Genomic DNA, 12,550 nt, shown 5'->3' on the forward strand with positions numbered 1-12,550 from the left:
CTTCGCAGCGTACTCAAGGTCGGAAAAGCTCGATTGCATGCTCAGTCTCGGAGGCCATGGGCTGACAGAATTATCTCAAACGCATCGATCGCACGGGGCGACGGTGTCCGAATAAATCAGCGTCTCCCTAGGTCCGCAACAATTCGCTGATAAGCACGTGCAAATGGGATACGTTGTTTCCCGGGGGAGACAATGCACGGCAGAGTTAGGGCATATAATCGGGCGCAAGGCACATCTCCCGGCCGCCATGTTCGACTTGAATGATTTCTACTATTTCCACGCGGTCGTGACCTACCACGGCTTTTCGGCCGCGGCGCGACAGATCGGGGTACCGAAGGCGACCCTGAGCAAACGCGTGGCAAAGCTCGAAGAAAGGCTGCAAGTGCGCCTGCTCGATCGCTCGACGCGCCAGTCGCGGATGACGGATGTCGGGCGCGCGTTCTACGAGCATTGCCAGACCATGCTGGCGGGCGCGGAGGCAGCCGAATCAGTGGCGGCGCAGTCGCATGCCGAGCCGCAGGGAATCGTTCGGGTGAGCTGCCCTCAGGGACTGATCCAGAATCTCGTCGACGATCTGTTGCCCGGTTTCATGAAGCAATATCCGAAGGTCCGCGTGCAATTGAAGGTCATCAATCGCCGCGCCGATCTCATCGAGGATCGGGTCGATATTGCAATCCGCGCGCGATCGCGGCTGGATAACGACCACAATCTGATCGTGCGGCCGCTGGGGCACAGCCGACTCGTGCTCGTGATGAGCCGGCAATTCTTCGCGACCTTCGGACAGCGGCCGACCGTCGATTGCCTTGCGAGCCTTCCCATCCTGTCGATGGTGGAGGATGCCGATGAAGATGTGTGGGAACTGGTCGGCCCAGAGGGCCAGACGCGCAGCTTTCAGCTCAAGCCGAGATTGTTCTGCAGTGATTTCGAATTGCTGCGCAAGGCCACCATCGAGGGGCTCGGCGTTTCACTGTTGCCCGAACACATCTGCATGCCTTTGCTGCTGACGGGGGAGTTGGTGAATGTGCTGCCCGACTGGCACACGCGGCCCACCATCGTCCATGCAGTGTTCATGAGCCGGAAGGGCTTGCTGCCTTCGGTGCGGATCCTGATCGATTATCTCGCCCGGGAAGTACCGCGAATACTCAGTCAGACGAGTTGTCCGACCGCCGTCACTGCATAAGAGGACTTTTCCGGTTCCATTTTGCAGCAGGCACCGGAAATCAGCGAATCGGCAATCGAAGGAACGGTCGGTTCCTCCGACAGGATCGAGGCGACGGGTATCTTTCGGTCGCAGCGTCGGACGATGGCAGGCCGTGCCCGCCGCTGCACGGAACGTTTCGTGCGTCAGCGATCCGGGGATTCCGCCATCTCGATGATGATGAAGTGCGCGTGCTCGCCGGCCAGCGAGAATTCGAGTTCGGCGGGGCCGACGACTTCCAGCGCATCGCGTTCCGCGAGCTCGGTCACGCCCTTGACCGCGACATGCCCCTCGATGTTGTTCACATATGCCTGGCGTCCGGCCTGCACCGTGAAGCTCACGCGCGCCTCGGGGTCCTGCAGCTCGCTCACGTAGAGATTCACGTCCTGGTTGAGGTACAGCGGGACTTCGTCGCGGTTTTCCGTGTTGCCGACGATGTGCAGCAGGCGGTTCAGGCGGTCCTGCGGCTCGAACCGGCGCTGGGCATAACGCACCGGCAGATTCGCCGCCGGCGGCAGGATCCAGATCTGCAGGAAGCGGCACCACTCGTCGTGGCGATTGAGTTCCGAATGCCAGACGCCGGTGCCGGCGGTGACGATCTGCACGTCGCCGCGACCGATCGTCGCCTCGACGTTGGTTGCGCTGTCCCAGTGCGTCAGCTTGCCGCCGACGACGTAGCTGACGATCTCCATGTCGCGGTGCGGATGGCGGTCGAAGCCGCCGTGGGGCTTGACGTCGTCATCATTGATGACCCGCAGCGCCCCGAACTGGATGTTGTCGGGGTTGTAATAATCGGCAAACGAAAAGTGGAAGTAGGTGTCGGCCGGATGCCGGTCGCTGGCAGGCAGGTAATGCAGGGTGGAAGCGTCGATCTTGCGGAACTGCGGGGACATCGTGTGGGCTCCGGGAGGTGTCTGGACGGAGCCACTTTAATCATGGCGAGGTGCACGATAAATCGACGCCGGCGCAAAAGATCTTTGGGCATATTGCAACAATACAATCGCCATGCCGTGCGGCAGCGGGGTCGTCCGGTCCGGGCTGCCCGGGTTTATTCAGCGAATGGCCGTCGCGGCATGCGCCACGCGGCCGCAATCTCCTTTCGATTGCGGCCGCATGGGGATATGCGTCGGGGCGGATACGGCGTGCGCCGTTTTCAGGTGTGACTGGCGGCGGCGCGCGGGTGGATGGCGGCTTTCTCGCCGCGCGGCCCGGCCTGCGGCACGGCGGCTTCCTCGTCGACCGCCGCGAGGTGCGCGACGTGGGTGCGGTCGGTGAGGAAGAGGGCGGAGACGAAGCCCAGTGCGGCCGCGAACATCACGTAGAACACCGGCGCGATGACGACGCCGGTGTTCTGGATCAGCCAGGTGACGATGAACTGGGCGAAGCCGCCGAACACCATCACTGCGACGTTGTAGGCGAGGGCGAGGCCGGTGGAGCGCACGCCGGCGGGGAACTGCTCGGCCATCACCGCCGAGATCGGCCCGAAGAAGGTCGCGAGCAGGATGCACAGCACCGCCTGCATCGTGACGAGGCGTTCGAACGAAGGCGCGGCATGCACCCACGAGAGCAGCGGGTAGGACGCGACGAGCAGGCCGGCCAGCGCGAGGATCACGAGGATCTTGCGCCCGATGCGGTCCGACAGCGCGCCGAACACCGGCATCAGCAGCGTCATCAGCGCCACCGCAATGACCTGGGCGGTGAAGGCGTCCGACAGCGCCATGCCGAGCTGCTTGGTGGCGAAGGTCGGCATGTAGACCAGGATCACGTAGAAGCCGACGGTGCCGCCGACGGTGACCCCCATGACCGCGAACACTTCGCGCAGGTGGTTCTTCAGCATGCGGGCGAGGGACTGCTTCTCCGCGGGCGCCTCGTGCGCTTCGAGGAAGGCTTCGGTCTCCTCGAGGTGGCGGCGGATCCACAGGCCGACCGGGCCGATCAGCAGGCCGATCATGAACGGGACGCGCCAGCCCCAGGCGTCCAGCGCTTCGGGCGAGAGGTTGCGCGTGACCAGCGCGGTGACGCCGGCGCCGGCGAACACCGCCAGGCCCTGGCCGAACATCTGCCACGAGCCATACAGGCCTCGCTTGTTGGGCGGGGCGCTCTCGATCAGGAAGGCGGTCGCGCTGGCGAACTCGCCGCCAGTCGCGAAGCCCTGCAGCAGGCGTGCGAGCACGATCAGGAGCGGGGCGGCGAGGCCGATCGCGGCGTAGGGTGGGGCGAAGGCGATCAGCGCGATCGACACCGTCATCATCGCGATGATGAGCTGCAGCGCGGCCTTGCGTCCCTTGCGGTCGGCGTAGATGCCGAGCAGGATGCCGCCCACCGGGCGCATGAAGAATCCCACGCCGAAGGTCGCCGTGGCCATCAGCAGCGAGCTGTATTCACTGTCGGCGGGGAAGAAGAGGCGCGAGATCACCACGGCGAGGAAGCCGAAGACGATGAAGTCGTACCATTCGAGTGCGTTGCCGATGACGGCCGCGATGATCTGCTTCGCGCGCGGGGCGGTGTCGTGACTGCTCATTCCGTGTATCTCCTCTCGTCCATATGTATGAGCTGTTGTTTTGTGTGCGGCGGCCTTGCGCTCAGCCGCCGAAGAAGCGCCGCGCCAGCGCCACCCAGAAGGCGGCCCCCGGTGCGAGGCAGGCGTCGTTGAAGTCGTAGTGCGGGTTGTGCACGCTGCACGGGCCGAGGTGCTCGCCGCCGCCGAAGCCGTTGTCGCCGTTGCCGATCAGCAGGTAGCAGCCGGGCACCTGCTGCAGCATGAAGGCGAAATCCTCGCTGCCGGAGATCGGCGCGGCGTCGTCCTGGACCTTGTCTTCCCCGATCAGCGCGCGGGCGACTTCCGCGCCGAGGCGCACATGCTCGGCGCTGTTGATCAGCACGGGATAGCCGCGCTCGTAGCGGATGTCGCACTCGACGCCCCAGGCTGCAGCCTGTCCGCGCACGAGCTCGCAGATGCGCGTTTCCAGCCGGTCGCGTACGGCCGGGTCGAGTGCGCGCACGCTCAGTTCCAGTTCCGCGCTGCCGGGGATCACGTTGTAGGCCTTGCCGGCCGTCATGCGGCCGACGCTGATCACCGCCATGTCCACCGGATCGACGTTGCGCCCGACGATGGACTGCAGCGCGAGGATCGTCGCGGCGGCGGGGAGCGTGGGGTCGACCGCCATGTGGGGCAGGGCGCCGTGCCCGCCCTTGCCGTCGAAACGCACCAGCACCTTGTCGGACGAGGCCATGAAGGGGCCGGGGCGGAAGCGGAAGTGGCCGGTCGGCACGCCGGGATAGTTGTGCAGCCCGAAGATCGCATCGCAGGGAAAGCGCTCGAACAGGCCTTCCTCGATCATGCGCTTCGCGCCGCCGCCGCCGCCCAGTTCCTCGGCGGGCTGGAAGATCAGGTTCAGCGTGCCGCTGCCGGGCAGCTGTCCTTCGCGGTGCAGGCGGCCGAAGAGCTCCGCGGCGCCGAGCAGGATCGCGGTATGGCCGTCGTGGCCGCACGCGTGCATCCGGCCCGTGTTGCGGCTCGCCCAGGGCAGGCCGGTCTCTTCCTGGATCGGCAGCGCGTCCATGTCGGCGCGGATGCCCAGGCGCGGCCCGCTCTTGTCCACACCATTGCCCCAGCGCAGCACGCCGACGACGCCGGTCGCGGCGATGCCGGTATGGACCTCGAAGCCCCAGGCCGCGAGCGAGTCGGCCACTAGCTTGCTCGTCGCGACCTCGTCGAAGCCGAGTTCGGGGTTCTGGTGGATCGTGCGCCGCCAGGTCTTCATGGCGGCTTCGTCGGGGAGGTGGCGATCAATGGTATTCATGAATGGATAATAGAATTTGCCAACTATCGCGGAAGACGGTACTTTTTCCTGGGTGACAACCAATGGAGATCACTGCTTGCGATGAAGGACCATCAGCTCAAGGCGCTCGTGCAGGTCGCCGACGCCGGCTCGATCCGGGCGGCGGCGCGGGCGATGCATCTCAGCCAGAGTGCGCTGACCAAGGCGCTGCGCGAACTCGAGGAGGACGTGGGGGCGGAGCTGCTGACGCGCAGCTACAAGGGCGTGGTGTTCACGCCCGCCGGCCAGGCCTTGCTGGTGCGTGCGCGGCTCGCGCTGGCGACGCTGGAGAAGGCGCGCGAGGAGGTGCGGCTGCTGCGCGGCGGGGCGGGCGCGCGCATCGCCGTCGCGCTGACGCCGCTCGTCGCGGCGACGGTGCTGGCGCGCGTGCTGGCCGAATTCCGCCGCACCCAGCCGCATGCGGCGCTGAGCCTGGAGGAGGGGCTGCTGACCAACGTGGTGCCGGGCATCATCGAAGGGCGCCTCGATTTCGCGGTGGCGCTCGCCAATGCGCAGGACCTTCCGTATGACGTGGCTTTCGAGCGGCTGGCGGACATCCCGGCGGTGCCCGCGGGGCGTATCGGCCATCCGCTCGCCGGCGCGCGGACCTGGGCGGAACTGCGCGGCGCGAGCTGGGTGCTCAACCTGACCGGGGCGAGCCAGGGCAGCCACCTGGTGAACTGGCTGGAGGCCAACGGCATCGACGTGCCGGCGAGCACCGTGCGCTGCGCGTCGCCGACGCTGATGCTGGAGCTGATGCGGCGCACCGACCACATCGGCTTCGGCCCGACCGTGCTGGTGCGCGATCCGGTCTTCGGTGCCGGGCTGCAGGAGTTCGCCGTCGAGCCGCTGCCGCCGCCGATGTCGCTCGGCATCCTGACGCTGCGCGGCATGCCGCTGAGCGTCGCGGCCCGGCCGCTGGCGGCCTTGTTCGCACGTCAATTGCGCGACGCCTGACGCACCGCCGGCGGGCAGCCCGCGCCGGCGGCGCGCGCGCTTATTTCGCGCTGGTGAGCGTGTAGCCCTTGCCCTCCTTGACGAATTCGAACTCGATCTTCTTGCCCACGGCCAGTTTGTCGAGGAGCGCCTTGTCCTTGACGGCGAAGCCCATCACCATCGCCGGCCATTCGAGGCTCTTCACCGGCTCGTGGGCGACGCTCACCGTGCCGGCCGCGGCATCGATCGCCTTCACGATCCCGACGGCCTTGTGCGCGGCGCCGGGCGCGGCCTTCATGTCGCCCATCTTCTTGCCCATGTCCATCCCTTTCATGTCCATCCCGTCCATCTTGTCGGCGGCGAGCGCCGTGCCGGCGCCGAGGGTCAGGGCAGCCACGAGGGCCAGGGTAGCGGTCTGCTTCATGATGTTTCCTTTCACTGCGGGTTGAAAAAACCTTGTCGTGGGGCAAGGCGGACCCGTGCTGCGGTCCGCCTCCGCCCCGGAACTTCGGGTCCAGGTGGCGCGCGGCGCTCACCGCGGCGCCTCCGCATCGTCGGCGACGCGGGCGGGCGGCGCTTCGCCGGTGGCGTCGCGCGGGAGCCGCCGCCCGCGCATCAGGCGGTAGACGGCGGGGATCACGAACATCGAGAGGAGGGGCGCCGTGATCATCCCGCCCACCATGGGGGCGGCGATGCGCTGCATGATCTCCGAGCCGGTGCCGCCGCCCAGCATGATGGGCACGAGGCCGGCGAGGATCACCGCCACCGTCATCGCCTTGGGCCGCACGCGCAGCACCGCCCCCTCGCGGATGGCGTCGTCCAGCAGCGCCGTCGTCTGCGGCCGGGGCAGGTTCTCGCGCTCTTCCCAGGCGCTCTTGAGGTAGATCAGCATCACGACCCCGAATTCGGCGGCGACGCCGGCGAGCGCGATGAAGCCCACCGCCGAGGCGATCGACAGGTTGTAGCCGAGGGCGTACATCAGCCAGAAGCCGCCCACCAGCGCGAACGGGAGCGTGGCCATGATGAGCAGGGCCTCGTCGAAGCGGGCGAAGATGAGGTACAGGAGGACGAAGATGATGAGCAGGGTGAAGGGCACCACCACGCGCATCCTGGCCTGGGCACGCTCGAGGAACTCGAACTGGCCGGACCACGACAGCGAGTAGCCGGGCGGCAGCTTCACCTCTCGCGCGACGGCACGCTGCATGTCCTGCACTGCCGACTCGAGGTCGCGGCCGCGGATGTCCACATACACCCAGCCCGAGAGGCGGGCGTTCTCGCTCTTCAGCATCGGCGGGCCGTCGTCGATGCGGATCGCGGCCACGGTGCCGAGGGTGATCCGGGCGCCGCGCTCGGTGAGGACCGGCAGGTTCCGCAGCCTTTCCAGGGAATCGCGCACTTCCCGCGGGTAGCGCACATTGATGGGAAAGCGCTGCAGGCCTTCGATGGTCTCGCCGATGTTGTCCCCGCCCACCGCCGAGGCGACGATGCTCTGCACGTCGGCGATGTTGAGGCCGTAGCGGGCGGCGGCGTCGCGGTCGATCTTCACGTCGATGTAGCGCCCGCCGGTAAGCCGCTCGGCCAGCGCGGAACTCACGCCGGGCACGGTCTTCACCACGCGCTCGATGTCGCCGGCGACGCGGTCGATTTCGCGCAGGTCGGTGCCCGCCACCTTGATCCCCACCGGGCTCTTGATGCCGGTCGCGAGCATGTCGATGCGGTTGCGGATGGGGGGAACCCAGATGTTGGCGAGACCCGGGAGCTTCACCGTGCGGTCGAGTTCCTCCACCAGCTTCTCGGGCGTCATGCCGGGGCGCCACTCGCTGCGGGGCTTGAACTGGATGGTGGTTTCGACCATCTCCAGCGGTGCCGGGTCGGTGGCGGTGTCGGCCCGGCCGATCTTGCCGAACACCCGCTTGACCTCGGGCACGGTCATGATCAGCTTGTCGGTCTGCTGCAGGATTTCCTGCGCCTTGCCGACGGACAGCCCGGGGAGCGCCGAAGGCATGTAGAGCAGGTCGCCCTCGTCGAGCGGCGGCATGAACTCGCCGCCGATGCGGCTCGCCGGCCACACCGTCGCCAGGGCCGTCACGGCCGCCACAACGAGCGTCGCTTTGGGGTGGCGCAGCACGGCGTCGAGCAGCGGCCGGTAGGCGGCGATCAGCCAGCGGTTGATGGGATTGGCCTGCTCGTCCGGGATGCGGCCGCGGATCAGGTAGCCCATCAGCACCGGCACCAGGGTCACCGAGAGGCCGGCGGCGGCGGCCATCGCATAGGTCTTGGTGAAGGCGAGCGGCGAGAACAGCCGCCCCTCCTGGGCTTCCAGCGTGAACACCGGGATGAAGGACAGGGTGATGATGAGGAGCGAGAAGAAGAGCGCCGGCCCGACCTCGGCCGCGCTTTGGGCGATCACGTCCCAGTGCAGGACCGGCGACAGGTGCTCGCCGGGGTGCGCGTGACGCCACGCCTCGAGGTGCTTGTGCGCGTTCTCGATCATCACCACCGCCGCGTCCACCATCGCGCCGATGGCGATCGCGATGCCGCCCAGCGACATGATGTTGGCGTTCACCCCCTGGTGCTGCATGACGATGAAGGCGATCAGCACCCCCAGCGGCAGGCACACGATGGCGACGAAGGCCGAACGCAGGTGGAACAGGAAGATGCCGCAGACCAGCGCGACGACGATGAATTCCTCGACTAGCTTGTGCGACAGGTTGTCCACCGCCCGTTCGATGAGGTCCGAGCGGTCGTAGGCGGGCACGATCTCGACGCCCGGCGGCAGCGACGACTTGAGGCTGGCGAGCTTCGCCTTGACCGCGGCGATGGTCTCCAGGGCGTTCTTGCCCGAGCGCATGACGATCACGCCGCCCGCCACTTCGCCCTCGCCGTCGAGCTCGGCGATGCCGCGGCGCATCTCCGGCCCCACCTGGATGCGGGCGACGTCGCCCAGGCGCACCGGCACGCCGGCCCCGGACGTGCTCAGGGGAATCTTGCGGAAATCGTCGAGGCTCTGCAGGTAGCCGCCGGCCCGCACCATGTACTCGGCCTCGCCCAGTTCCAGCACCGAGCCGCCGGTCTCCTGGTTGGCGCGCGCCACCGCCTCGATCACCTTGCCGTGGGGGATGTCGTAGGCCTGCAGCCGGTCGGGGTCGAGCACGATCTGGTACTGCCTGACCATGCCGCCGATGCTCGCCACTTCGGCGACGTTGGGCACCGCCTTCAGCTCGTACTTGAGGAACCAGTCCTGCAGCGCGCGCAGTTGCGCCAGGTCGTACTTGCCGCTCCGGTCCACCAGCGCGTATTCATAGACCCAGCCCACGCCGGTGGCGTCCGGACCGAGTGAAGGCTTGGCCCCCGCCGGCAGGCGGGACTGCACCTGGTTCAGGTATTCGAGCACGCGCGAACGCGCCCAGTAGAGATCGGTGCCGTCCTCGAACAGCACATACACGAAGGAGTCCCCGAAGAAGGAATAGCCCCGCACCGTCTTCGCCCCCGGCACCGACAGCATGGTGGTGGTGAGGGGGTAGGTGACCTGGTTCTCGACGATCTGCGGCGCCTGGCCCGGCCAGGTGCTGCGGATGATCACCTGCACGTCGGAGAGGTCCGGCAGGGCGTCGAGGGGCGTGCGCGCGGCCGACCACACCCCCCACGCGCTCACCATCACGCTGGCGAGCAGCACCAGGAAGCGGTTGGCGATGGACCAGCGGATGAGCCCGGCGATCATCGTCCGGCCTCCGCACGGGACGTCGCGGGCGCGATCGACCGGATCTCGAATTCGCCCTTGGGCGTGGCGGCGAAGTCGAAGTTCACCCGGCTGCCCACCTCGACCTGCGGCGCGCCGGCAGGCAGCTTGAAGCTCATCGTCATGGCCGGCCAGTTCATGCTCGGGATGGGGCCGTGGGAGAGCGTCACCTGCTCCTTGTCGATGGCTTCGACGACGCCTTCGCCGTGGTGCTGCGCGGGTCCCGGCGCGGCGGCGGGCGGACTGCCCATGCGCTCGACCGTGGACTTGAGGCTCGCCTCGGAGTCGATCAGGAACTGCGCGGAAGCGACGACCTTCTGCCCTGCCTGCAGGCCCTTGCGGATTTCGGTCAGGCCGTCGGTCTCGATGCCCGGTTCCACTTCCAGCGGTCGGAATTTCCCGCCGTCGAGCGCGAGGATCAGGAGGTTGCGCGTGCCGGTGCGGATCAGCGCCTCGCTCGGCACCACGAGCACCTCCTGGCGCGGCGCGGCGGGCGAGAAATCGACCGTCGCGAACATGCCCGGCTTCAGGAGCCCCTTGGGATTGGCGAGCTCGATGCGCACCTTCAGGGTGCGGGTGGCCGGATCCACTTCCGGCAGCAGCGCCGCCACCTTGCCCGTGAAGCGCTCGGCCGGGTAGGCCGCCAGGCGCGCCGCGACGGGGCTGCCCGGCTGGACGAGGGCGGCCTGGGCTTCCGGCAGCTCGGCATTCACCCACACGGTGGCGAGGCCGTTGATGCGGAACAAGGGGCTCCCCATCGCCGCAGTCATGCCTTCCCGCGCGGACAGTTCGCCGATCACCCCGTCGATCGGGGCGGCGAGGACGACCCGCGTCCGGGGCCGGCCTTCGCGCTCGACGCTGCGGATGACGCTCTCCGGCATGCCCAGCACCATGAGGCGCCGGCGGGCCGCCTCGCGCAGGACCTCGGCATCGGGGGCGGCGCTGCGCGACAGCGCCAGGTATTCCTCCTGCGCCGCCACCCAGTCGGGGGCCAGCAGCTCGGCCAGCGGCTGGCCGGCGCGCACCGGGTCGAGCGGCGCCCGGACGTAGAGCTTGTCGATGAAGCCGGTGGCGCGGGCGGTCACCACTTCGACCGCGCGTTCGTTGAAGGCGACCGAGCCCACGGCCTCGACCGTGGGCGCGAGGGGCCTGCTGGCCACTTCGACGATGCGCACTCCCAGGTTCTGCTGCAGGCGGGGATCGATGGTGACGGTGCCCGATTCGCCGCCTTCGTCGGCATAGACCGGCACCAGGTCCATGTCCATGAAGGGCGACTTGCCGGGTTTGTCGAATTTCTGCCCCGGCACCATGGGGTCGTGCCAGTAGAGCACCCTGCGCCCGGTCTCGGGGTCGGTCCTGTCGCTCGCGGCAGCGGCGCTGCTGCCGGTCGTGAAGGTGCCGGCCGCCGCGTCGGGCGCCTGGCGACCGATCCAGTAGCCGCCGCCCGCACCGAGGGCGAAAAGCGTGCTGCCGATAAGGATTGCCGTGATCTTGTTCATTGCGATTCCGCAGTGTGGGCTTCGAGGAGGAAGTTGAGCCGGGCCCAGGCCTGCCCGAGTTCGGCCTGCTGCCGGATGGCCATGAGGCGGGTTTCGATTTCGTTGCTGCGGGCGGTGAGCACCGCGCTCAGGTCGCCGCGCCCGCCCCGGTAGGCGGCGAGCGCTGCCGCGGTCCGCTCGCGGGCGAGCGGCACGAGCTCGTTGGCGAGGCGCGCGGCGCGCTCCTTCGCGCTCTCCCAGGTGGCGATGTCGGCGTGCAGTTCCGCCGCGTGCATGCGCCGGGCGTCCTCGCGTTCGGCCTCGACCTGCTCGAGTTGCTTCTCGCGCGCACGGATCAGGGGATCCTGGCGCTTCTCGCCCCACAAGGGCAGGTCGATGCGGACCGCCACGGAGACCATGTTGGAGAACGCCGGGCCGCGCTGCTGGTAGGCGAGCTCCAGGCTCCAGTCGGGCTGCTTGGCGGCCCGGGCGAGACCGACCTCGGCGCGGGCCATCGCCGCCATCGGGCCGTAGGCGGAAAGCTCGGGGTGGTGTTCGATGCCGGCGAGCAGGCGCTCGGGCGGAGCGGACAGCGCCGTGAGATCGGGCGGCGCGCTCAGGGGGCGGGTCGCCGCCGGGCCGACCCAGCGGGCGAGCGCCGAGCGGGCGCGCAGGAGGTCGCGCCGGACCTCCGTGAGGCGGTCCTGGAGGGCGACGGCCGCGCCCCGGGCAGCGAGGGCGTCGGCCGCGCTGCCCTTGCCGCCGGCGAGCTGGGCGCGGGCGATGTCCACCACGAGCGCCGCTTCCGGCTCCAGCTCCGCCAGCGTGCCGACCTGCGCCTGGGCGAACCACTGATCCAGCCAGGCGGTCGCGATCTCCTGCCGGGCCGCCGCGGACTGCGCGACGAGCGTGGCACCTTCCCTGTCGGCTTCGGCACGGGCACGTTCTTCCCGCAGGCGGCGCTTTTCCGCGCGGGGAAAGTCCTGCATCACGCCGACCCGGCGCATCGTCATGAAGTCCTGCGTGAGGCTCCAGCGGTCGGGGCCATTCACGGGCAGGTTATCCACCGCCAGGGTCAGCTTGGGGTCCGGCAACTGGCCGGCAGGCGTGATCGCGGCCTCGGCCGCCTCCGCGGCGCGAGCCTGGGCGGCGAGCCGCGGCGAGTCCGCGACGGCGAGCTGCAGCGCCTCGTCAAAGCTCAGGGGCGAGACCGGCTGGGCCGGTGCGGCGGGGGAGACAATCAGCGCCAGGGCGGCCGCCAGCCACCCCGCACGCGCACGGCGATGCTTCTTCTGCGTCTTGGTCGACGTCGACATGAAAACCTCCGGAGCAAGTCAGGACACCGCCCGCAGCAGCGCTACGGACGGAATGAGACGGC

The 12,550-nt window shown here is 68.5% G+C and carries 9 protein-coding genes; 2 read left to right on the forward strand and 7 right to left on the reverse strand.

Annotated elements, in window-relative coordinates; all coding sequences use genetic code 11:
• The first annotated feature begins 247 nt into the window (after positions 1–247).
• Positions 248–1,180 (forward strand): LysR substrate-binding domain-containing protein, encoded by a 933-nt coding sequence (locus GPA22_RS17380; protein WP_169257319.1) that lies wholly within the window; start codon positions 248–250, stop codon positions 1,178–1,180.
• A gap of 164 nt (positions 1,181–1,344) precedes the next feature.
• Here the strand turns inward: GPA22_RS17380 and GPA22_RS17385 are convergent, their stop codons facing one another.
• The 3 genes from GPA22_RS17385 to GPA22_RS17395 form a co-directional block, all read right to left on the reverse strand.
• Positions 1,345–2,091: a pirin family protein gene (locus tag GPA22_RS17385; RefSeq protein ID WP_169257320.1), complete on the reverse strand. Its 747-nt coding sequence runs from the start codon at positions 2,089–2,091 to the stop codon at positions 1,345–1,347.
• Between the two features lie 260 nt (positions 2,092–2,351).
• Positions 2,352–3,719, reverse strand: coding sequence for an MFS transporter (locus tag GPA22_RS17390; protein WP_169257321.1), 1,368 nt, complete (start codon positions 3,717–3,719; stop codon positions 2,352–2,354).
• Positions 3,720–3,780: 61 nt separating this feature from the next.
• Positions 3,781–5,001, reverse strand: a complete 1,221-nt coding sequence (locus GPA22_RS17395) for a M20 aminoacylase family protein (protein ID WP_246264486.1) — start codon at positions 4,999–5,001, stop codon at positions 3,781–3,783.
• Positions 5,002–5,082: 81 nt separating this feature from the next.
• Here GPA22_RS17395 and GPA22_RS17400 point away from each other — a divergent pair, with 81 nt between their 5' ends.
• Positions 5,083–5,976, forward strand: coding sequence for a LysR substrate-binding domain-containing protein (locus GPA22_RS17400; RefSeq protein WP_169257322.1), 894 nt, complete (start codon positions 5,083–5,085; stop codon positions 5,974–5,976).
• A gap of 40 nt (positions 5,977–6,016) precedes the next feature.
• Here GPA22_RS17400 and GPA22_RS17405 read toward each other — a convergent pair whose 3' ends face one another.
• The 4 genes from GPA22_RS17405 to GPA22_RS17420 form a co-directional block, all read right to left on the reverse strand.
• Complete coding sequence (locus GPA22_RS17405; RefSeq protein ID WP_169257323.1) at positions 6,017–6,379, reverse strand: copper-binding protein; 363 nt, start codon at positions 6,377–6,379, stop codon at positions 6,017–6,019.
• Between the two features lie 108 nt (positions 6,380–6,487).
• Complete coding sequence (locus GPA22_RS17410) at positions 6,488–9,676, reverse strand: efflux RND transporter permease subunit (protein ID WP_169257324.1); 3,189 nt, start codon at positions 9,674–9,676, stop codon at positions 6,488–6,490.
• The gene (locus GPA22_RS17415; RefSeq protein WP_169257325.1) at positions 9,673–11,193 is read right to left on the reverse strand and encodes an efflux RND transporter periplasmic adaptor subunit; all 1,521 of its coding nucleotides are present in this window, start codon (positions 11,191–11,193) and stop codon (positions 9,673–9,675) included. The genes GPA22_RS17410 and GPA22_RS17415 overlap by 4 nt, the downstream gene beginning before the upstream one ends.
• Positions 11,190–12,488 (reverse strand): TolC family protein, encoded by a 1,299-nt coding sequence (locus GPA22_RS17420; RefSeq protein WP_169257326.1) that lies wholly within the window; start codon positions 12,486–12,488, stop codon positions 11,190–11,192. Before GPA22_RS17420 ends, GPA22_RS17415 begins: the two co-directional genes overlap by 4 nt.
• Positions 12,489–12,550: the final 62 nt, after the last annotated feature.

The sequence above is a fragment of the Aromatoleum toluvorans genome (genome assembly GCF_012910905.1).
GTDB classification, from domain to species: domain Bacteria; phylum Pseudomonadota; class Gammaproteobacteria; order Burkholderiales; family Rhodocyclaceae; genus Aromatoleum; species Aromatoleum toluvorans.

Excerpts from the sequence above, each read along its gene's own strand:
- GPA22_RS17400 (WP_169257322.1), top strand. The coding sequence starts at position 5,083 with ATGAAGGACCATCAGCTCAAGGCGCTCGTGCAGGTCGCCGACGCCGGC.
- GPA22_RS17385 (WP_169257320.1), bottom strand. The coding sequence starts at position 2,091 with ATGTCCCCGCAGTTCCGCAAGATCGACGCTTCCACCCTGCATTACCTG.
- GPA22_RS17380 (WP_169257319.1), top strand. The coding sequence starts at position 248 with ATGTTCGACTTGAATGATTTCTACTATTTCCACGCGGTCGTGACCTAC.
- GPA22_RS17415 (WP_169257325.1), bottom strand. The coding sequence starts at position 11,193 with ATGAACAAGATCACGGCAATCCTTATCGGCAGCACGCTTTTCGCCCTC.
- GPA22_RS17410 (WP_169257324.1), bottom strand. The coding sequence starts at position 9,676 with ATGATCGCCGGGCTCATCCGCTGGTCCATCGCCAACCGCTTCCTGGTG.
- GPA22_RS17405 (WP_169257323.1), bottom strand. The coding sequence starts at position 6,379 with ATGAAGCAGACCGCTACCCTGGCCCTCGTGGCTGCCCTGACCCTCGGC.
- GPA22_RS17395 (WP_246264486.1), bottom strand. The coding sequence starts at position 5,001 with ATGAATACCATTGATCGCCACCTCCCCGACGAAGCCGCCATGAAGACC.
- GPA22_RS17420 (WP_169257326.1), bottom strand. The coding sequence starts at position 12,488 with ATGTCGACGTCGACCAAGACGCAGAAGAAGCATCGCCGTGCGCGTGCG.
- GPA22_RS17390 (WP_169257321.1), bottom strand. The coding sequence starts at position 3,719 with ATGAGCAGTCACGACACCGCCCCGCGCGCGAAGCAGATCATCGCGGCC.